General features: G+C 61.1%; 20 protein-coding genes and 1 tRNA gene. 7 read left to right on the top strand and 14 right to left on the bottom strand.

Annotated features, from left to right (window positions below):
- Nucleotides 1–107 precede the first annotated feature (107 nt).
- Entirely contained in the window at nt 108–1,199 is a 1,092-nt protein-coding gene (locus P8192_RS07230) for an S-(hydroxymethyl)mycothiol dehydrogenase (RefSeq protein WP_278155784.1), read from the top strand.
- The gene (locus tag P8192_RS07225) at nt 1,199–1,831 is read left to right on the top strand and encodes an MBL fold metallo-hydrolase (protein ID WP_278155782.1); all 633 of its coding nucleotides are present in this window, start codon (nt 1,199–1,201) and stop codon (nt 1,829–1,831) included. Before P8192_RS07230 ends, P8192_RS07225 begins: the two co-directional genes overlap by 1 nt.
- 77 nt (nt 1,832–1,908) lie before the next feature.
- Here the strand turns inward: P8192_RS07225 and P8192_RS07220 are convergent, their stop codons facing one another.
- The 5 genes from P8192_RS07220 to nrdH all read right to left on the bottom strand — a co-directional run bounded on the left by P8192_RS07220 (nt 1,909) and on the right by nrdH (nt 6,885).
- A complete protein-coding gene (locus P8192_RS07220) occupies nt 1,909–2,733 on the bottom strand; it encodes a thioesterase family protein (protein WP_278155780.1) in 825 nt (274 codons plus the stop codon).
- Between the two features lie 160 nt (nt 2,734–2,893).
- Nucleotides 2,894–3,874 carry a class 1b ribonucleoside-diphosphate reductase subunit beta gene (nrdF, locus tag P8192_RS07215; protein ID WP_270105353.1) on the bottom strand — a complete coding sequence of 327 codons (981 nt, stop codon included), beginning with the start codon at nt 3,872–3,874 and terminating at the stop codon, nt 2,894–2,896.
- A gap of 105 nt (nt 3,875–3,979) precedes the next feature.
- On the bottom strand, nt 3,980–6,157 hold the full coding sequence (nrdE, locus tag P8192_RS07210) for a class 1b ribonucleoside-diphosphate reductase subunit alpha (RefSeq protein ID WP_278159758.1): 2,178 nt from the start codon (nt 6,155–6,157) through the stop codon (nt 3,980–3,982).
- Entirely contained in the window at nt 6,124–6,615 is a 492-nt protein-coding gene (gene nrdI, locus P8192_RS07205) for a class Ib ribonucleoside-diphosphate reductase assembly flavoprotein NrdI (RefSeq protein WP_431521091.1), read from the bottom strand. Before nrdI ends, nrdE begins: the two co-directional genes overlap by 34 nt.
- 24 nt (nt 6,616–6,639) lie before the next feature.
- The gene (nrdH, locus tag P8192_RS07200; RefSeq protein ID WP_270105354.1) at nt 6,640–6,885 is read right to left on the bottom strand and encodes a glutaredoxin-like protein NrdH; all 246 of its coding nucleotides are present in this window, start codon (nt 6,883–6,885) and stop codon (nt 6,640–6,642) included.
- A 510-nt stretch (nt 6,886–7,395) separates the two neighbouring features.
- Here nrdH and P8192_RS07195 point away from each other — a divergent pair.
- The 3 genes from P8192_RS07195 to P8192_RS07185 are packed head-to-tail and all read left to right on the top strand — an operon-like array spanning nt 7,396 to nt 10,374.
- A complete protein-coding gene (locus tag P8192_RS07195) occupies nt 7,396–8,451 on the top strand; it encodes a FecCD family ABC transporter permease (RefSeq protein ID WP_278155777.1) in 1,056 nt (351 codons plus the stop codon).
- Nucleotides 8,448–9,512 carry a FecCD family ABC transporter permease gene (locus tag P8192_RS07190; RefSeq protein ID WP_270105356.1) on the top strand — a complete coding sequence of 355 codons (1,065 nt, stop codon included), beginning with the start codon at nt 8,448–8,450 and terminating at the stop codon, nt 9,510–9,512. Before P8192_RS07195 ends, P8192_RS07190 begins: the two co-directional genes overlap by 4 nt.
- A 31-nt stretch (nt 9,513–9,543) precedes the next feature.
- Nucleotides 9,544–10,374, top strand: coding sequence for an ABC transporter ATP-binding protein (locus P8192_RS07185; RefSeq protein WP_278155773.1), 831 nt, complete (start codon nt 9,544–9,546; stop codon nt 10,372–10,374).
- Nucleotides 10,375–10,393: 19 nt separating this feature from the next.
- Here the strand turns inward: P8192_RS07185 and P8192_RS07180 are convergent, their stop codons facing one another.
- The gene (locus tag P8192_RS07180) at nt 10,394–11,272 is read right to left on the bottom strand and encodes an HAD family hydrolase (RefSeq protein WP_278155771.1); all 879 of its coding nucleotides are present in this window, start codon (nt 11,270–11,272) and stop codon (nt 10,394–10,396) included.
- Nucleotides 11,273–11,387: 115 nt separating this feature from the next.
- Between P8192_RS07180 and P8192_RS07175 the strand changes: the two genes are divergently transcribed.
- Nucleotides 11,388–12,881 (top strand): DUF1846 domain-containing protein, encoded by a 1,494-nt coding sequence (locus P8192_RS07175; protein WP_278155769.1) that lies wholly within the window; start codon nt 11,388–11,390, stop codon nt 12,879–12,881.
- Between the two features lie 252 nt (nt 12,882–13,133).
- Nucleotides 13,134–14,315: an IS481 family transposase gene (locus P8192_RS07170; RefSeq protein ID WP_278155767.1), complete on the top strand. Its 1,182-nt coding sequence runs from the start codon at nt 13,134–13,136 to the stop codon at nt 14,313–14,315.
- Nucleotides 14,316–14,375: 60 nt separating this feature from the next.
- Here P8192_RS07170 and P8192_RS07165 read toward each other — a convergent pair.
- The 8 genes from P8192_RS07165 to proB all read right to left on the bottom strand — a co-directional run bounded on the left by P8192_RS07165 (nt 14,376) and on the right by proB (nt 20,156).
- A tRNA-Ala gene (locus P8192_RS07165) sits at nt 14,376–14,448 on the bottom strand.
- A 75-nt stretch (nt 14,449–14,523) separates the two neighbouring features.
- Complete coding sequence (locus P8192_RS07160) at nt 14,524–15,126, bottom strand: histidine phosphatase family protein (RefSeq protein ID WP_278155765.1); 603 nt, start codon at nt 15,124–15,126, stop codon at nt 14,524–14,526.
- Complete coding sequence (gene rsfS / locus P8192_RS07155) at nt 15,123–15,512, bottom strand: ribosome silencing factor (protein ID WP_278155763.1); 390 nt, start codon at nt 15,510–15,512, stop codon at nt 15,123–15,125. Before rsfS ends, P8192_RS07160 begins: the two co-directional genes overlap by 4 nt.
- A 47-nt stretch (nt 15,513–15,559) precedes the next feature.
- Nucleotides 15,560–16,663, bottom strand: a complete 1,104-nt coding sequence (locus P8192_RS07150; protein WP_278159676.1) for a hypothetical protein — start codon at nt 16,661–16,663, stop codon at nt 15,560–15,562.
- Nucleotides 16,660–17,304 (bottom strand): nicotinate-nucleotide adenylyltransferase, encoded by a 645-nt coding sequence (gene nadD, locus P8192_RS07145; protein WP_270107578.1) that lies wholly within the window; start codon nt 17,302–17,304, stop codon nt 16,660–16,662. Before nadD ends, P8192_RS07150 begins: the two co-directional genes overlap by 4 nt.
- Before the next feature lie 111 nt (nt 17,305–17,415).
- Nucleotides 17,416–17,667 carry a hypothetical protein gene (locus tag P8192_RS07140; protein ID WP_270105366.1) on the bottom strand — a complete coding sequence of 84 codons (252 nt, stop codon included), beginning with the start codon at nt 17,665–17,667 and terminating at the stop codon, nt 17,416–17,418.
- A 33-nt stretch (nt 17,668–17,700) separates the two neighbouring features.
- Nucleotides 17,701–18,978, bottom strand: coding sequence for a glutamate-5-semialdehyde dehydrogenase (locus P8192_RS07135; protein WP_278159673.1), 1,278 nt, complete (start codon nt 18,976–18,978; stop codon nt 17,701–17,703).
- Nucleotides 18,975–20,156 carry a glutamate 5-kinase gene (proB, locus tag P8192_RS07130; protein WP_278159672.1) on the bottom strand — a complete coding sequence of 394 codons (1,182 nt, stop codon included), beginning with the start codon at nt 20,154–20,156 and terminating at the stop codon, nt 18,975–18,977. The genes P8192_RS07135 and proB overlap by 4 nt, the downstream gene beginning before the upstream one ends.
- Nucleotides 20,157–20,177: the final 21 nt, after the last annotated feature.

Below are 20,177 nucleotides of genomic sequence, written 5' to 3'. Positions count from 1 at the left end.
CGGTCATCGGCGAATGTCCCATTCCCGCTACGCCACTCGGTGTGATGAGATGAAGAGGAACTATGACGGCCACACCGTCAACAGTCCCCCACCAAGGAGGCCCAACCATGTCTCAAACCGTTAAAGGGGTCATCTCCCGCGGCAAGGACCAGCCCGTGGAGATCACCACCATCGTCATCCCCGATCCAGGACCGGGCGAGGCCGTCGTCGACATCTCGACCTGCGGCGTCTGCCACACCGATCTGCACTACGTGCAGGGCGGCATCGGTGACGATTACCCCTACCTGCTGGGCCACGAGGCCACCGGCATCGTCTCCGCGGTCGGCGACGGCGTCACCGAGGTTGCCGTGGGTGACAAGGTCATTCTCAACTGGCGCGCCGTCTGCGGCGAGTGCCGCGCGTGCCGCAAGGGCGAACCAAAGTACTGCTTCAACACCCACAACGCCACCCAGAAGATGACCCTGGAAGACGGCACCGAGCTGTCTCCAGCCCTGGGGATCGGCGCCTTTGCCGAGAAGACGCTGGTCGCCGCCGGTCAGTGCACCAAGGTCGAGGGCGTCTCCGATGACCAGGATGCTGCCGTGGGCCTGCTCGGCTGCGGCATCATGGCCGGCATTGGCGCGGCCATCAACACCGGCGAGGTCAAGCGCGGCGAGTCCGTGGCCGTCATCGGTTGCGGCGGTGTCGGTACCGCGGCCATCGCGGGAGCGAAGCTGGCCGGGGCCACCACGATCATCGCCGTCGACATCGACCCCCGCAAGTTGGAGAAGGCACTGGAGCTGGGTGCCACCCACACCGTGAACTCCAAAGAGACCGACGCCGTTGAAGCCGTTCAGGCGCTTACGGGCGGTTTTGGTGCCGACGTCGTCATCGACGCCGTCGGCCGCCCGGAGACCTACAAGCAGGCGTTCTACGCCCGCGATCTCGCCGGTCGTGTGGTGCTCGTCGGCGTGCCCACCCCGGAGATGACCCTGGAACTGCCGCTGCTGGATGTGTTCGGCCGCGGCGGATCGTTGAAGTCCTCCTGGTACGGCGATTGCTTGCCTTCCCACGACTTCCAGATGCTCGTGGATCAGTACCGACTGGGTCGACTGGATCTCGACGCGTTCGTCACCGAGACCATTGGCCTGGACGAGATCGACGCCGCATTCGAGAAGATGCACTCCGGTGAGGTGCTGCGTTCGGTGGTGGTGCTCTGATGGCTCGCATCGATCATTTGGTGACCTCCGGCACCTTCTCCCTCGACGGCGGCACCTGGGAGGTGGATAACAACGTGTGGATCGTCGGCGACGACGAACGCTGCGTGGTCATCGACCCGGCGCATGACGCCCAGGCGGTCAAGGACGCCGTCGGCGTTCGCACCGTGGAAGTCATCCTGCTGACCCACGGCCACGACGACCACATCCGCGCCGTTAAGGAGTTCCGCGGACTCGTCGACGCCCCGGTGCTATTGCACCCGGACGATCGGATGCTCTGGGATGCGGTTTATCCAGAGGACGCCCCGGACGGGCAAATCAACGACGGCGACGAGTTCCAGATCGCCGGCGTGACACTGCACGCCCTGCACACCCCCGGGCACTCCCCCGGTTCGGTCTGCTTCTACGCTCCCGAGCTGGAAGAGGGCGTGGTCTTCACCGGCGACACCCTGTTCCAGGGCGGACCGGGAGCGACCGGCCGTTCCTACTCGAGCTTCGAAACGATCATCGAGTCCATCCAGAACCGGTTGCTCACCCTGCCGCCCACCACCTCGGTGCGCACCGGCCACGGTGACGCCACCACCATCGGGGACGAGGCGCCTCACCTGCAGGAGTGGATCGACCGCGGCCACTAGGCCGTCCTCGACACGACACGACGGTGGCCCGGTTTCGACCGGGCCACCGTGTGTTTAACCGCTGCACCTCACGAACCTCAGGGCACGGGGCGCACCGTCTGCAGCTGCTCGGAACGGCCGAAGAAGCCGCGCTCGTCGTACAGTTCGGCCGAGTTGATGCCGAGGCCCTCGGAACCGACGACGGTCGACGTCGCCAATCCTAGCCACGCGCCCACCGGCTCGCGCACCAGGTGCAGCGTGAGGTCCACGTTCGGGAAAACGTAGCCGCCCTTGCCGGCGGGTAGCACAGGTGCCACACCATTGGCCGTATCGGCCAAGGCCATCAGGCTCGCCAATGAGCTGGTGGTCTCGCCCGCGATCAGCTCGACCCCGCTGGCGATCCAGCCGCGACCGTGTCCGGCAGCGTGGTCATGCGCAACACGGGTCTGCACACTGGCGATAAAGCCACCAGGCCACTGCTGAAGCCGATCGTCGGCGACACATTCCTCGACCGGTGTGAGGTTCGACGGCAACGGCAGGATCGCTTCAGGGTCCAGTTTCTGGCGCTGCAGACGCCAGGCTCGGGCGCGCAGCACGGTGCGTCCGCCGGATTCCAGGGTGGACTCGACCAGCTCGATGGTGCGTCCCGGGCGAATCGTCCGGGTAGTCACCCTCTGTTTGCCTTCATGGAGCTTGCCGAGGATGTCGAAGCTCAGCCGTCCTGTGACGAAGTCGTCCCGCTTTTCGTGCGCCTCGAGCTCAGCCACCACCAGCCCGGAGACCGGCGCCATGTGTAACTCGTCCTCCTGCCAGGTGCCCTGGGCGTGCCGGGTGGATTCGAAGAGGCTGACCCGCGTCGCCGTTTCTGACGTGTGGGTGTCGGCAGGCGCCGTCCGCCGGAAGTATGCCGTGTCATCTGTCATGAGCTCATCTTGTCAAAGCCCTGTCGCAGATGTCACATCGTTCACACCTTACGGCCTGCGACCCATCGAAAACGACGCAGGAAAAAGACGCTGGACCTGCAGCATTCTGCAGGTCCAGCGCCTGTCCCACACCCTTGCGGGCGTCAGACTAGATCAAGGCTTAGAAGTCCCAGTCGTCGTCTTCGGTGTTCTCTGCCTTGCCGATCACGTAGGAGGATCCTGACCCGGAGAAGAAGTCATGATTCTCGTCGGCGTTCGGGCTCAGAGAAGACAGGATGGCCGGGTTCACGTTGGTCACCGTGTCCGGGAACATGGCTTCGTAGCCGAGGTTCATCAGCGCCTTGTTGGCGTTGTAGTGCAGGAACTTCTTGACGTCCTCCGCCAGGCCCAGGCGGTCGTAGATGTCATGGGTGTACTGCACTTCGTTTTCGTAGAGCTCGTACATGAGCGTGAAGGTGAAGTCCTTCAGCTCATCGCGACGCTGCTGCGATTCGGTTTCCAGGTTCCGCTGGTACTTGTAACCGATGTAGTAGCCGTGCACCGCTTCGTCACGAATGATCAGACGGATCAGGTCTGCGGTGTTGGTTAGACGGGCCTGCGAGGATAGGTACATCGGCCAGTAGAAGCCCGAGTAGAACAAGAACGATTCCAGCATCACGGAGGCGATCTTGCGCTGCTGCGGATCGTCGCCCTCGTAGTACTTGACGATTTCCCGTGCCTTGGTCTGCAGTTCCTTGTTCTCGCGGGACCACCGGAAGGCTTCGTCGATCTGCTTGGTCGAGGCCAGAGTCGAGAAGATCGACGAGTAAGACTTAGCGTGCACCGACTCCATGAAGGAGATGTTGGTGTACACGGCTTCCTCGTGCTGGTTCAGCGCGTCCGGAATCAGCGAGATGGCGCCGATGGTGCCCTGGATGGTGTCCAGCATAGTCAAGCCGGTGAACACCTTCATGGTGACATCGCGTTCGTCATCGGTGAAGTTGGACCACGCCTGCAGGTCGTTGGACAGTGGCACCTTCTCGGGCAGCCAGAAGTTGGAGGTCAGGCGCTGCCAGACTTCCAGGTCCTTCTCGTCCTCGATGCGGTTCCAGTTGATGGCGTTGAACTGTTCGAATGGGTTGTTCTGGGCCTCGTCAGCCATGAGCTTCAGCGTCCTTCGTGCGACGTCGGTCAGTGATGTGTGGTTGGTCATTGCAGACAGCATGCCGCCTCCGAACAGTGGAGGCGGCATGCCGTCGTCACAACGTTAGAGCATGCAGGAAACGCAACCCTCGACTTCGGTGCCTTCCAGGGCCATCTGACGGATGCGGATGTAGTACATCGTCTTGATGCCCTTGCGCCAGGCGTAAATCTGAGCCTTGTTCAGATCACGAGTCGTGGCGGTGTCCTTGAAGAACAGCGTCAGCGACAAACCCTGGTCCACGTGCTGGGTGGCAGCAGCGTAGGTATCGATGATCTTCTCGTAGCCGATTTCGTAGGCGTCGTCGTAGTACTCGAGATTCTCATTGGTCAGGTAAGGAGCTGGATAGTAGACACGGCCCAGCTTGCCTTCCTTTCGGATCTCGATCTTCGACGCCACCGGGTGAATCGAGGAGGTGGAGTTATTGATGTAGGAGATGGAGCCCGTCGGCGGGACAGCCTGCAGGTTCTGGTTGTAGATACCGTGCTTCATCACGGATTCCTTCAGTGCCCGCCAGTCATCCTGAGTGGGGATCTCCACCTCGGCCTCGGCGAACAGCTGCGCCACGCGCTCGGTGGCCGGCTTCCATTCCTGCTCGGTGTACTTATCGAAAAACTCCCCCGAGGCGTACTGGGAATCCTCGAATCCTCCGAATTTCTCGCCGGTCTCCTGAGCGATCAGGTTCGAGGCACGGATCGCGTGGTACACGACCGAGTAGAAGTACATGTTCGTGAAGTCGATGCCCTCTTCGGAGCCGTAGTGAACGTGCTCGCGTGCCAGGTACCCGTGCAGGTTCATCTGGCCCAGGCCGATCGCGTGGGAGGAAGCGTTCCCCTTGGCGATGGAGGGAACTGAGACGATATCGGACATGTTCGACACTGCGGTGAGCGCACGGATGGCAGTCTCGATGGACTGGCCAAAGTTGCCCGAATCCATGGTCTTCGCGATGTTCATGGAGCCCAGGTTGCAGGAGATGTCCTTGCCCACGTGATCGTAGTTCAGATCATCACTGAAGGTGGAGGCGTCGGAGACTTGCAGGATTTCGGAGCACAAGTTCGACATCGAGATGCGACCCTTGATCGGGTTGGCCCGGTTCACGGTGTCCTCGAACACGATGTAGGGGTAGCCGGACTCAAACTGGATCTCAGCGAGAGTCTGGAAGAATTCGCGGGCGCTGATCTTGGTCTTCTTGATGCGGGCGTCATCGACCATCTCGTAGTACTTCTCGGTCACCGAAATCTCGGTGAAAGCCTTGCCGTAAACGCGCTCAACGTCGTACGGGCTGAAGAGGTACATATCCTCGTTGCGCTTGGCCAGCTCGAAGGTGATGTCGGGGATGACCACACCCAGTGAGAGGGTCTTGATACGGATCTTCTCGTCCGCGTTCTCGCGCTTGGTATCCAGGAACCGGTAGATGTCCGGGTGGTGAGCGTTCAGGTACACCGCGCCGGCACCCTGACGGGCACCGAGCTGGTTGGCGTAGGAGAAGGAGTCTTCCAGCAGCTTCATCACCGGCACGACGCCGGAGGACTGGTTCTCGATCTGCTTGATCGGTGCACCGTGCTCACGCAGGTTAGTGAGGGACAGCGCCACACCGCCGCCGCGCTTGGACAGCTGCAGGGAGGAGTTAATACCGCGTGCGATCGACTCCATGTTGTCCTCGACGCGCAGCAGGAAGCAGGACACAAGCTCGCCGCGCTGCTTCTTGCCCGAGTTCAGGAAGGTCGGAGTCGCCGGCTGGAAGCGGCCCAAGATGATCTCGTCCACCAGATTGGTTGCCAGGGTCTCGTCGCCCTGTGCCAGGTGGAGTGCGACCATGAAGACACGGTCCTCGTAGCGTTCCAGGTAACGCTGGCCGTCGAAGGTCTTCAGCGCATAAGAAGTGTAGAACTTGAAGGCACCCAGGAACGAGGGGAAACGGAACTTGTGTGCGTAGGCGCGCTTCTGCAACTGGTGCAGGAACTCCTGTGAGTACTGCTCCAGGGTCTCGGCCTCGTAGTAGTCGTTGTCGACCAGGTACTTCAGCTTCTCGTCCAGGTCGTGAAAGAAGACCGTGTTGTTGTTGACGTGCTGAAGGAAGTACTGGCGTGCGGCCGCGTGATCTGCTTCGAACTGGATCTCGCCATTGGGGCCGTAGAGGTTCAGCATGGCGTTGAGCTCGTGATAGCCGAGGTTCTGCCATGCCTGCGGTAGCTGCTTCGCTGACTGAATCAGTTCCTGTTCAGTGAGTGCTGTTGCCAAAATTGTTCCAATCCTTCGCGAACGCGGTCCACATCTCCAGCGGTGCCCATGAGTTCGAATTTGTATAAGACCGGGACCTGGCATTTTCTAGAGACAATGTCCCCTGCCAGGCAGTAAGCCTCGTAAAAATTTGTGTTGCCGGAAGCGATAACGCCTCGGATCATCTCGCGGTTCCTCGCTACGTTGAGGAACTTGATGACTTGTTTTGGGACCGCCCCCTGACCGTTTCCGCCCCCATACGTGGGAAGTAACAAGACGAAGGGTTCCTGGGCGATCAGCGTCGGCTCCCGCGTCTTCAGCGGCAGTCGAGCAGTTTCGTCGGTATCGAGATTCAGTTTGCTGACGAATCGATGGGAGTACTCAGAAACTGACGAGAAGTAAATGAGTCGGGCGTGAGTCTCCTGGAGAACCTGATCCTCCGGGTTCTTCACCATCGATCCGTCAATGACCGGCGCGGCCATGATGGATCCCCTCCTCGGAATGGATCAGGCGACGGAGCTAGCGGCGGTCTCGGCCAGCGCAGCGATCTTGTCCGGACGGAAGCCCGACCAGTGATCCGAGTCGGTCATAACGACGGGGGCCTGCATGTAGCCCATCGCCCGCACGCGCTCCAGGGCGTCAGCATCCTGAGACATGTCCACGACGCTGTAGGTGATTCCCTGCTTGTCGAGGGCACGAGCGGTCGCGTTGCACTGGACGCAGGCTGGCTTGCTGTAAACGGTGACGGCCATGATGACTACTCCTGGAATCGTTGATGTGTTTCGAAAGGGCCCGACAGGTGTTGACATCCACGAGTGGAAGTGGCCAACAGAACCCTCAAGCTCTTGTGAAGACCTTTCGGAGTTAATACTACATCTAGGGAAGCAGATCGCAAGCGACCACTAGATGATGTGCTTACATCGTTGTGATTTGGTGGTCGGTTTCCACAGTACGTGTGGATGAACACCGCCTTAACGGGCACCTGAGAAGCGCGAGAACACGCGGTTCCAGCCCTTCGATCAAACAGTCGTCCACAACCTGTGGAGCCGCTCAACCAGCAGGTGTGCACGAGAAAATTGATTCTGCGCTGGGCGTGTCTGACCCATATATCGACTTTCACCCCCTTTGGATTGACCCGGTTCGACCATCTTCCTCGTAAGTACGGACACGATAAACTTGACCGCCAAGGTGAGCCTTACCTTGCCTCTACACTGGGGCTACTACTTCGTGCATCTCTCCCAACGACGAAAGCGCAGGACACCGTGACAACAGTGGCTTCGGCGGAGCCTGCAACGCCCGCCATCGGGCCGCCGGCGGATCGTTGGAGACGTCGACGTGTCGTTGGCTTCTACGTGCTCGTGGTCGGTTGCCTGATCGCCGCAGCTGCAAGCATCGCTGTCGGAGCGAATATGCACAGCCTCTCCGCCACCTGGCAGGGCCTGGTAGAGCCTTCCTCCTCCGAGATATCCACCATCGTCTGGTCGTCTCGTGCCCCGCGCACCATCTTGGCTGCCGTGGCTGGCGCCGCATTCGGTGTGGCGGGTGCCCTCACCCAAGCGCTCACACGCAATCCTCTAGCCGATCCCGGGATCTTGGGCGTCAACGCCGGCGCAACGTTCACCGTGTCTCTGGGTGTGGGGATCTTCGGGGTTACCGCCGTCTCAGACTACATCTGGTTCGCTTTGATTGGAGCCGCAGGCGCGACCATGTTCGTCTACTTCATCGGTGCCGTGGGCCAGGGAACCGCGAATCCTGTCACCCTGGTGTTGGCCGGTGTCGCTCTGGGCGCAGTGCTCGGTGGATTCAGCACGTTCCTCAGCTTGCTCAACCCGGATACCTTCCGCTCTGTTCGCGCCTGGGGTGTAGGTTCGGTAGCCCGGGCCGATATGACCGATATCGTCCACATACTGCCGTTTATTGTGGTGGGCCTGGTGCTGGCGCTCTCCCTGACTGGCTCACTCAACTCCTTAGCGTTGGGCGACGACCTCGCAGCCTCCCTCGGTGTGAAAGTCGGCACGGTGCGGGCTTTGGGAGTTTTGGCAGTGACGCTTCTTGCTGGCGCCGCCACCGCCCTCACCGGTGGGCTCGCCTTCGTCGGCTTGATGGTTCCCCATATCGTCCGGTGGTTCACCGGTCCGGATCAACGCTGGATCTTGGCGTATTCCATTCTCGCCGCCCCGGTACTGGTGCTCTTGGCTGATGTCATCGGACGCGTGATCGCGCCGCCCCAGGAAATTCAGGTCGGCATCCTCACCGCAGTGATCGGCGCACCGGTGCTGATTGCGCTGGTACGTCGCAGAAAGGCGAGCGGACTATGAGCATCGATTTCGGATACAAAGCCGCATCGCTGAACAACCCGCTGGCCTCCGGTCGCTACCCCGTACGCTCGCTAGTCGTATCCGCGGTGCTCTTCGCCGCGGGAGCTGCCTTGGCGCTGATCTCCGTAACGCTGGGCGACTACCCGCTCACCCTGCACGAAGTCACGGCCACCCTGATGGGTCATGGGGCGAGCTTCCACGAGACGATCGTCATGAAGTGGCGTCTCCCCGTGGCCTTGTCTGCCGTACTCTTCGGTGCACTGTTGGGCTTCGGCGGCGCGATCTTCCAGTCGCTGACCCGTAACCCACTGGGTTCCCCGGATGTGATCGGTTTTGACGCCGGCTCTTACACCGCCGTCGTGATCGCCGTTCTCGTCGTCGGACAGCGCAGCTACTGGACTATGGCCAGCGCTTCGATCGTGGGCGGGTTGCTCACCGCATTCGTGGTGTACCTACTGGCTTATCGCAAAGGAATCCAAGGATTCCGGCTGATCATCGTCGGCATCGGTGTGGCCGCTGTGCTCGGATCGCTCAATTCCTACCTGATTACCCGAGCGAACGTGGAAGACGCCATGGTGGTGGGCTTCTGGGGCGCCGGATCACTCAACAGGGTGCACTGGGAGTCTTTGGTTCCCACCGCGCTGATTGCCCTCGTCGTGGTCCTCGGTATTGCCCTCGTGTCGCCCTCCTTGCAGCGACTGGAACTCGGCGATGACGCGGCCACCACTCTCGGCACCCGACCCAACGTTGCTCGACTCGTATTGTTGGTGCTCGGTGTCGCCACGACGGCGATCGTCACGGCAGCGGCCGGACCGATTGGATTCATCGCCCTCGTCGCACCACAACTTGCCCGCCGACTCACACGTGTCCCCGGCGCGGGGCTTTTGCCCGCTGCCGCCATGGGGGCCGCATTGCTCGGCTTCGCCCACATCGTCTCTCTACTGCTGAGCATGTACGTGGCTTCCGTCCCGGTGGGGCTGGTGACCGTCTCTGTGGGCGGCATCTACCTCATCTGGCTGCTCGTGCGTGAATCTCGCCGTCAGTTCGGCCCGGCCGTCTGACCGAAACTTGTTGGAAGGAACCCAGAACATCATGACCGAGAAGAGCGGACGCCTCGTCGTCGAGGACGCCACGCTGGCCTATGACCAGCGGGTGATTAGCCGGAATCTTTCCACACACATTCCCGACGGCGCATTTACCGCCATCATCGGCCCCAACGGTTGTGGCAAGTCAACGCTGCTGCGCGCGCTCGCCCGCGTCCTGCGGCCCACCGCCGGCACCGTCTGCCTGGATGGTAAAGCCATCCATTCTTACCCGTCCAAGCAGGTCGCCAGAGAGTTGGGGCTACTCCCCCAGACGTCCCTGGCGCCCGATGGCATTCGGGTGGCCGATCTCGTGGCCCGTGGGCGTGCCCCGTATCAGTCCATGTTCCAGCAGTGGCGGCCCTCCGACCGTGAGGCCGTGGCGGAAGCGTTATCGGCCACCCGGTTGGAAGACCTCTCCGCCCGCATGGTCGACGAACTCTCTGGCGGTCAGCGGCAGCGTGCTTGGGTGGCTATGTTGTTGGCCCAGCAGACCCCCATCATGCTGCTCGATGAGCCGACCACTTACCTCGACATCTCCCATCAGTACGAGTTGCTCGAGCTCCTGCGTGGATTCCATGTCCAGGGCAAGACGGTCATCACCGTTCTTCACGACCTGAACCAGGCGGCCCGCTACGCGAACCATCTCATCGTGATGAAATCTGGCGAGGTGGTGGCCACCGGTCGACCGGGTGAGGTCATCACCGAGACCATGATGCATGACGTCTTTGGTCTGGCCTGCCGCGTGGTTCCCGACCCAGTCACCCAGACACCGATGGTGGTCCCGCTGGATCCACGCAGCGTCGGACTCGAACCGCAGCCCGATGCAACGGGAGCCTAGAACGGTCCGCGCTGACGGGTTAGACCACCTGGAGCAGGCGGTCCAATAGTTGCAGCACCCCGTGATCGGTGTTGGCGGGAATGACGTAGTCGGCGTGGGCGGCCAGATCTGGGTGCGCGTTGGCCACCACACAGGCGACCCCTGCTACCTCAAGAAGCTCGACGTCATTCATAAAGTCGCCGATGGCCAGCACCTCGGACGAGTCCAGTCCTTGAATATCCATGAGCTCTTGGAGTCCACGACCCTTATTGGTGTCGATGTTCATCACATCCACCCAATGCGGCGCCGAATGCACCGTGCGGCAAGCGTCCCCAGACACCGCGCGCAGTTCGTCCGTCATTTCAGCAGCCGCATTGCCCACGTACACCGCCACCTTCAGCACATCGGTGGTGACGTCTTTCACATCGGGGACCACCGTGAAGTGTCGGTAGTATGGCATGGCCGCGGCTTGGTGATGAGCCTCAGTCGACTCCATGTACGCCATGTCGCTGCCACAGACCATGACCGCGGCATCGGTGCCCTCAGTCTGCAGCTCACGAACACGGTCAATGAGCTGGTCGACGGCGCTCTGGTCGAGCGTGTGCCGAAACACCACATCACCATCCGCCTCAACGATGGCCCCGTTCTCAGCAACGAATGAAAGACCCGATGCCGGGGTAAACAGGTGCTGCAGGGTTGCCAGCTGCCGCCCCGAGGACGGCACGAACTTGATGCCCTTCTCTTGAAGCGCCCGAACCATGCCCCAGAAAGGCCCAGGAACGGAGCCGTCTTCCTCGAGCAGGGTGCCATCCATGTCGCAGGCGACCAACCGCACCGGAGCCAACACCGCAGAATCCTGGAGCAGGGAGGTCCATGGGCGAGGCGAATGTACCTGGTCAGTTTCTATCGAAGTAGTCATCACTTCCAGCATCTCACCTCCGCTCGTATCGAACACCCCGATGACTTCCCGGCCGCTAGCGGTCGACACCGCATAGGATGGTGCAGAATCTCATGTCGACCCAGAGAGAATCAGCATGCCCCACCCTATCGGCTTCGATCGACAGCGCTACATCACCCTGCAGTCCGAGCACATCTCGCAGCGTCGCGCCGAGATCGGCGGCCGACTGTACTTGGAGATGGGCGGCAAACTCTTCGACGACATGCACGCCTCGCGTGTCTTGCCCGGATTTACACCCGACAACAAGATCGCCATGCTGGAGCGCCTCCGCGACGAAGTGGAGATCTTGGTCTGCCTGAACGCCAAGGACCTCCAGCGGCAGAAGGTTCGCGCAGATCTCGGTATTACCTACGAAGACGATGTCCTACGTCTCATTGATGTTTTTCGCGAACGTGGATTCCTCGTTGAGCACGTCATCATCACCCAGCTAGAAGATGACAATCAGATCGCCCACACGTTCCGTCGCAAACTCGAGCGCATCGGACTCACCGTGGCGCAGCACCGGGTGATCCCCGGTTATCCGGCGGATTCCGATCGGATCATTTCCGATGACGGCTTCGGCCTCAATGAGCACGCACACGTCACCCGGGATCTGGTCGTCGTCACTGCTCCCGGACCCGGCTCCGGCAAACTCGCCACATGCCTCTCTCAGGTCTACCACGATCACCAGAACGGCATCCGCGCCGGCTACGCCAAGTTCGAGACCTTCCCGATCTGGGACCTCCCACTGGATCATCCGGTCAATCTGGCCTATGAAGCAGCCACAGCCGATCTGGATGACATCAACGTCATCGACCCCTACCACCTGGCCGCTTACGAGAAACAGGTCACGAGCTACAACCGTGACGTCGAAGTTTTCCCACTGCTGCGCTCCATGTTGGAGAAGCTCTACGGTTCCTCGCCCTACCAGTCCCCCACCGACATGGGAGTGAATCTGGTCGGTGCCTGCATTTCCGACGACGACGTCTGTCGCGAAGCCTCGCGCCAGGAAATCATCCGCCGCTACTTCAAGGCACTCGTGGACGAACGACGCGATAATCTCGACCACGAAGTGTCGTCGCGCATCCGTGTGGTCATGACCAAGGTGGGCGCCGAACCCGAGGACCGCGCAGTGGTCCAACCGGCGCGTGCGGTCGCAGAGACCACGGAGGCCCCCGGATCGGCAGTGGAACTTGCTGATGGAACTATCATCACGGGTAAGACCTCGGAGCTACTCGGTTGTTCCGCTGCCATGCTTCTGAATGCGTTGAAGCATTTGGCCGGCATCGATGACCATGTGCACCTGCTGTCGCCCAGCTCAATTGAGCCGATTCAGACGCTGAAGACCAACCACCTCGGTTCCCGGAATCCGCGCCTGCACACCGATGAGGTTCTCATCGCCCTGTCTGTGGAAGCTGCGTCCTCGGAGCAGGCACGTGCCGCCCTTGATCAGCTGCAAAACCTGCAGGACTGTGAAGTGCACACCACGACCATCCTGGGCACCGTGGATGAGGGCATCTTCCGCAACCTCGGAATGTTGGTCACCTCGGATGCCGTCTATCAGCGCAAACAGCTCTATCACAAGCGCTGATGTAGCCCTCGGGCTTCGCCCCAACGACAAAGGCCTCGCTCTGTGAGCGAGGCCTTTGATTTCCTTGAGTGGAGGTAAGGGTGTGTGATCTCAACACATCGTTCACCCATGTCCTGAGACATCCTTCGCTTTCCAAGACCACCAGGCCGGGCACCGAAAAGCGCGTAGAGATCATTCACCTAATGTCCACAGACATCGTTCGCCACCCAGGCCCTCATCAGATGTCTTGAGACATCGTTCAAGCTGAAACGCGTGAAAATAAAAAATAAGGCCATCATCCTGGCCGTCACGCAAGGGTCCATGTCCACCAAGGCAACCGCAGCGCACTTCAATGTGACTGAACGATGGGTACAAGCTCTGGTCCGCCGCTACCTCCAAGAAGGAGACAACGCTTTCGAATCTCGGTCAAAGCGACCGCTGACATCACCAAACCAAACCCCTCCCGAGACCCGGGACCGTATCCTGCAGCTACGGAGCGATCTCGTCAGCACTGGCTTAGACGCTGGCGCAGATTCCATTCGCGCCTACTTAGAAAACGAAGGCATTCTGGTGCCGTCACGATCGACCGTGCATCGAATTCTGCGCCAAGCCAACACTGTGATCGATCAACCGCAGAAACGTCCTAATTCCTCATTGAATCGGTTTGTCGCCGTTCTACCCAACGAGATGTGGCAAGCCGATTTCACCCATTGGACACTCGCCGATGGAACAGACGCCGAGGTACTGGACTTCATCGACGATCACTCACGATTCCTCATCAGCCTGCGCGCTTACCGCCGCGTGACAGTGCGCAACGTCGTCGAGCAATTCAGCGCTGCTTGCGAAGAACACGGACGCCCTCAGAAATCACTCACCGACAACGGCTTGGTCTTCACAACTCGGTTCGCAGGACGCGCTGGCAACGAAGACCCCGCAAAGAACCAATTCGAAAAGCTCCTGCATCGGTGGGACGTTCAGCAGATCAATGGGTCCCCGAACCACCCGCAAACGCAGGGAAAGATCGAACGCTTCCACCGGACCCTCAAGCAGTGGCTACGAGCTCAACCCAGGGCCAGATCGGTACAAACACTCAACAAACAACTCACTCAGTTTCAGCAGATCTACAACCATGACAGACCGCATCGAGCGATCAAGCGAAAAACTCCGGCCAGCGTCTATTCGGCTCTGCCGAAAGCAACACCGGTGCCACAACCTCAAGAGGACTACCGAATCAGAAACGACACCGTGGACAAGTTCGGCAAGCTCACTATCCGCTACGACGGAAAGCTCCGTCACTTAGGAATGGGGGCCACTTACTCAGGCATCCCGGTACGAATGATGGTCGATGACCGCGAGATCACCGTCATTCACCGAAAAACTGGCGAGATCCTCAGATACTTCGAAATAGACGTCTCAAAGAACTATCAGAAACCCACCAAACGCCTGAGTAAGTGACCCTCAAAAACACTAATGTCCTGGGACATCGTTTGCACGATGTCCCAGGACATTACAGAGTGGAGGTAAGGGGATTCGAACCCCTGACCTTCTCCATGCCATGGAGACGCGCTACCAACTGCGCCATACCCCCGAAGGTTTTTTCGCTTCCTTCCGGAAGCAACTCATCTAATATACACACTGAATCGGGCGTTGAGCAAATCGACTCTCAGACATTCTGTTCGACGAGTTCCCAACGCCCAAAATTGGCGCCCTTCTGCGTCAGAACGTGTGCGTGGCAATTGTCGAGACGTGACAATTCTGGGTACGTTTCATCCGAAAATCCAGCCAATTGTGCAGCTGCTGCGCGCAGCGCACTTCCGTGCCCAACCACCAGCAGACTGCGAACTGATGACTGCACCGAAATCCACTCGGTCATCGCCGTGACTACTCTATGACCGGCTAGACGGGGAGTCTCACCGTTTACCGGGCCCGCATCACGGTTTGATGCACGCCAGTCACGAAAAATCTCAGGCCACTGCTCGCGAATCTGCCGGAAGGTCAGCCCCTCCCAATCCCCGCCGGCGGTTTCCATGAGGTCGTCCATGACGTGTCGTTCGATCGAGCGGTGCCCCACGACAGCGGAGGCGGTGTCGTATGCACGTTGCAGGGGTGAGACCAACGCAGCGTCGAATTCGACATTCGCCCACCGGGCGGCCGCTTCGAGAGCCTGTCGCTGGCCAACTGCGTTCAGCGGAATGTCGCTGCGGCCCTGATACCGGTCTTCGAAATTCCAGTCAGTCTGGCCGTGCCGAAGCAAGACGAGCTTCATGCCGTATTGCCCTCGGTACCGCTCTCCGGAAGGTTGAGTTCAATCCGCGGGCTGTCGTTCCAGAGCCGGTCCAAGGCGTAGAGTGCCCGCTCTTCTTCGTGCTGGACGTGAACGACGAAGTGCCCAAAGTCCAGGAGCACCCAACGCCCGGCGTCGACGCCTTCTCGACGGATCGGCTTGAGATCTTCGTGGTCGCGCAGGGCATCTTCGATGGCCTCAACGACGGACTTCACCTGACGATCCGATTCGGCGGAGGCGAACAGGAAAGCGTCGGTGATGCCGATCCGCTCGGCCACGTCGACGGCGGAGATATTCTCTGCGAGCTTGTCTGCGGCGGCGGCCGCCGCGATGATGAGTGATTGCCGGGTGGAGTCAGGAACGGTCACGAATCTCCTTGGTGGTGAAATGTGTATTGAACGGAGCTGCCTGGTGGCTAGCGTGACATCAGAATCACTCCGATGATCAGGGTAATGATGCCGATGGCGAAAACGATCGCGGAGACCATCATGTAGGTCCGCTCACGCGACGTCCACTCACGGGTATCCAGTGGGTCGAGTCCGTGGGCCGTCTGCGCGCCAATGGGTTCGTTGCTCGGTGCCTCGGAACGCTCTGCGGTGGCCGAGGTACTGCGGGTCTGCTCGACGTCACTTCGACGGCGAGGGGCCGACGACGTGGGCTCAGGTTCCGGCGCAGGTTCTTCCGCGGGGGCTTCCTCGACAGGTGCCGGCACAGATTCCGGTGCTGGCTCCGAGGGAGCTTGGTCTCCAGCGGGTGCGAAATCGGCGTCGTCAAAGTTTTCCGACTCGTTGCGCTCCGCCAGGGCACGGGCACGTTCGGCCAGAGCCTGTTGCTCTCGCAGCAGTTCTGGATCAATGTCGTGCGGGTTCGAGGCACCGTGTTCCTGAATCTTCTGATTCAGGGCCGCGGCTTCGCGGGCAATGGCTTCGCGCTCGGCGTCAATCGAGTTCAGCATCCCGGTATCGGAGATGCCCATGGCGACCTTGAAGGACTGTGTCGCGGTCACCCCCGACTCGTCCCAGACCGGGGACGCCTCCATTGCGGAATCACTAGCCTGCGAATCTTCCTCGGCAGTCTCCCTCAATTCGGACTCGCCGGTCACGTCGTGACGACGGCGTTCCCGCAGTTCGCGTCGCGTCAATGGACGCTCGCCGGCAACCTGCCCATCGGCTGCTAAAGGATCTGCCGCCGGTACCGGTTCTTCTTCAGCTGAGACGATCGGAATGGACGAGGTTGCCATGCGGGCATCTTTAGGATGACTGGTGACGCCGACATCAGCGCGACGGGACCGACGTCGTGGGTGTTCAGCGCCTGCGATGACATTCTGCGATGCGGTAGTGGAGGGGGCATCGACCGGTGAATTGGCGGCGCGGCGCGCCCGTGACGATTCTGGAGCTTCCGTGGACTCCGGTTCCGATTCGACGAGCGGGGTGGTCCCCGTGTCTTCTGCCTGTTGCTCGCGACGGCGTCGGAGCTCTCGACGAGAAGGCAGAGCCTCGGAGTGGTCGGACGGGGTCACGGGTTCACCTCACTGCTACGGGACAGGGCGGCAGCCGGGGTGTGAAGAGTTTCAGGCCCCGATGCGCCGACTTCGCTAAGTTTCGGAGTATACAGGCCATACTTGCCGATATACTGAACGACCCCGTCGGGAACCAGGTACCACACGGGTTTCCCCGCCTCCACGCGCCGACGACAGTCGGTGGATGAGATGGCCATGGCAGGAATTTCCATCAGCGAAATGTCCGTCTTGCGCCCAAAGTCGTTGAGCTCGTGACCGGGGCGCGTCACGCCGACGAAATGTGCGAGATCCCAGATGCGGTCGACGTCCTTCCAGGTCATGATCTGTTCCATGGCGTCGGCGCCAGTGATGAAGAACAGTTCCGCGTCAGGTCGCAGCTGAGCGAGATCACGCAGCGTGTCCGCTGTGTAGGTGGGGCCTGGCCGATCAATATCCACACGGGAGACGGTGAATCTCGGGTTCGCGGCCGTGGCGATCACCGTCATCAAGTAGCGATGCTCAGCGGCTGAGACTTGCTGTCCGGATTTTTGCCAGGGTTCGCCGGTGGGGACGAAAACAACCTCGTCGAGGTCGAACTCGCTGGCAACTTCTGAGGCCGCGACGAGGTGCCCGTGATGGATCGGGTCGAAGGTTCCGCCCATGATGCCCAGGCGGAATCGCCGAGCTTCGGCGCGATCAGGTACGTCGCGATGTTTGGTAGCTGCGGCCACTGTGCTCGGTGCGTCGTTGTTCGACAGGTGGATGGATCAGGCTCAGTGGCCCGAACCGTGCCCTGCAGACCCGCCGTGGTGTTCCACATCCGTGGAGGGGCTCTCGTGGCGCTGGGAGACCGAGCGCAGGGACAGGGTTGCCAGCAGCAGGAACATGAAGATCGCGAAGATCGCCACGCCGAAGACCCACGCGGGGAACGGCAGCTCGTTGACGATGTGGTGGCCGCCCTCGGCCAGAACGGTCATCAGATTCAGCATGATCGGTGATTCTCCCTCGAAATCGGTAAAAGCCATAGCCAGTCTACTGCACGAGCGCACCGTGCCACTTTAGGCGCGGGTCTGACCGTTGCCGCGAAGTACCCATTTGCTGGTGGTCAGTTCTTCCAGACCCATGGGCCCTCGTGCGTGGGTCTTCTGGGTGGAGATGCCCACCTCGGCACCCAAGCCCAGTTGGCCGCCGTCGGTGAACCGTGAGGAAGCGTTGACGATGACTGCCGCGGCGTCGATGTGATCGATGAAGGTTTCCGCGTTGCTCAGGTCGTTGGTGACGATGACCTCGGTGTGCTTGGTGGACCACGTGTTGATGTGTTCGATGGCCTCATCGAGTGAGGCGACGGTACGCACCGCCATCTCCATCTCGAGGTACTCGGTGCCCCAGTCCTCGTCCGTGGCGGTAGCGGCGTCTGCGCCCTCGGGTAGCCACTGTCGTGCGGCCTCGTCGACGTGCAGCTGAACGCCGGAGCGCACCAGCATGCGCAGCACTTCCCTGCCGGCTTCGACGGCATCCTGGTGGATCAGCAGCGTTTCGGCCGAGTTGCACACGGAAACGCGATGAGTCTTGGCGTTCTTGACGATACTGACCGCCATGTCCACCGAAGCGGAGGCATCCACGAAGACGTGAACGTTGCCCTCACCAGTTTCGATGACAGGAACCCGGGCGTTCTGCACCACGGACTGAATGAGTCCGCGGCCACCGCGCGGGATGAGCACATCGACGCTGCCTCGCTGGGTCATCAGCGAGGTGGCGCCGTCACGACCGAATTCGTCGATGCCCTGAATGATCGCGGGTAGGAAGCCTTGTTTTTCCACGGCCTCCCGAAGAATGGCGATCAGCGCAGTGTTGGTCTTGATCGCAGCGGAGCCGCCACGCAGGATCACGGCGTTGCCGGATTTCAGCGCAATGCCCGCGATGTCGACGGTGACGTTGGGACGGGCCTCGTATATCGCGCCCACGATGCCCAGCGGCACCCGAATTTGCTGCATACGTATCCCGTTGGGGAGGTTCTGTCCCCGCAACACACTCCCCACCGGGTCCGGCAGTGCGGCCAGCTCAACGAGCGCGTCGTTGAGACCCTGCAACCGTTCGGGAGTGAGAGTGAGGCGGTCGATCATCGATTCGGCGAGGCCAGCAGCGCGGGCATCGGCAATATCCTCGGCGTTCTGCTTCAGGATGTACTCCTGATTCGCCAGGATCGTCTCGCCCATCACCCGCAGGGTGGAGTCTTTACGGGCGCGCGAAGCGGTAGCCAGTTCACGCGCGGCCTCGCGGGCCTGCCGGGACATGGAGAGGATGCGCTGATCAATCTCAGTGAGCTCGATGGTCATGAGTTCAGTCTAGTGCGCGTGGCTGTGCGTCGTCGTAGTCGGACGCAATCATCGGCGTGGACGACGACCCGGTCGTATTCTGGCCCGAGTTCGGCACGTAGCTCAGCCGTGGAGCGCCCGACCATGGCAGGCAGTTCCGTCGAAGAGTAGTTCACCAGACCGCGCGCAATGACCTCGCCGGTGGAGTCGGCGATCTCCACGGCGTCTCCGGATTCGAAACGTCCGGAGACACCGGTCATGCCAGCCGGCAGAAGTGAGCGTCCGCGATCCACGACCGCTGCCACCGCGCCGTCGTCGATGGTGATGCGACCGCGGGTTTCGGCCATCAGCCCCAGCCAGGCGGCGCGTGCGGATTTCCGCCGGCCCGAGACGGCGAACCAGGTGCCCACGTCCTCCCCGTCAATGGCCAGTTGGGCGTTGGGGGCCGAGGTGAGCAGCGTGGGGATTCCGGAGCCGGTGGCGATCTCGGCGGCGTCGACTTTGGTCACCATGCCCCCGGTGCCTACTCCGGCGGGTCCGGCGCGCCCAATGGTGACTCCCTCGAGGTCCTGCGGGCCGCGGACCAGGGCGATGCGTCGAGATCCTTCACGGGAGGGTGGGCCGTCGTAAAGCGCGTCCACGTCGGAGAGCAGGAGCAACATGTCGGCTTTGATGACATTGGCCACCAGCGCGGCGAGCCGGTCGTTATCACCGAAACGGATCTCCTGGGTGGCCACCGCGTCGTTTTCGTTGACGATGGGGACGATTCCTAGATCCAACAGGCGGTTCAGGGCCCGGAACGCGTTGTTGTACTGAGTGCGCCGCATCAGTTCTTCGGCGGTGAGCAGCACCTGAGCTACGGAGAGCCCGTGCTTCCAGAACGATTCCGAGTACTCGGCCAGCAGCCACCCTTGCCCCACCGCGGCGGCGGCCTGCTGGGTCGCCAGATCTTTGGGACGTCGTTCCAGACCCAGCGGCTTCAGTCCGGCAGCGATGGCCCCGGAGGACACCAGCACCACTTCGCTGCCCTGCCTGCGCAAATCGGCGACGGTCCGGGTCAACGAGTCGATCGCTTCCTGGCGCACCCCCTCAGATGAGGTGAGCGAGGAGGAACCAATCTTGATGACGATCCGCCGGGCGCGACGGATGGTGCTGCGTCCCTGCACGGGGTTGACGTTATTGGGGTGTTTGGTACTCACAGCGCCGTGCTGCCTTCTCTC

It is taken from the genome of Citricoccus muralis (assembly GCF_029637705.1).
GTDB lineage: Bacteria > Actinomycetota > Actinomycetes > Actinomycetales > Micrococcaceae > CmP2.
This window is presented reverse-complemented; position numbering and strand designations above follow the sequence as displayed.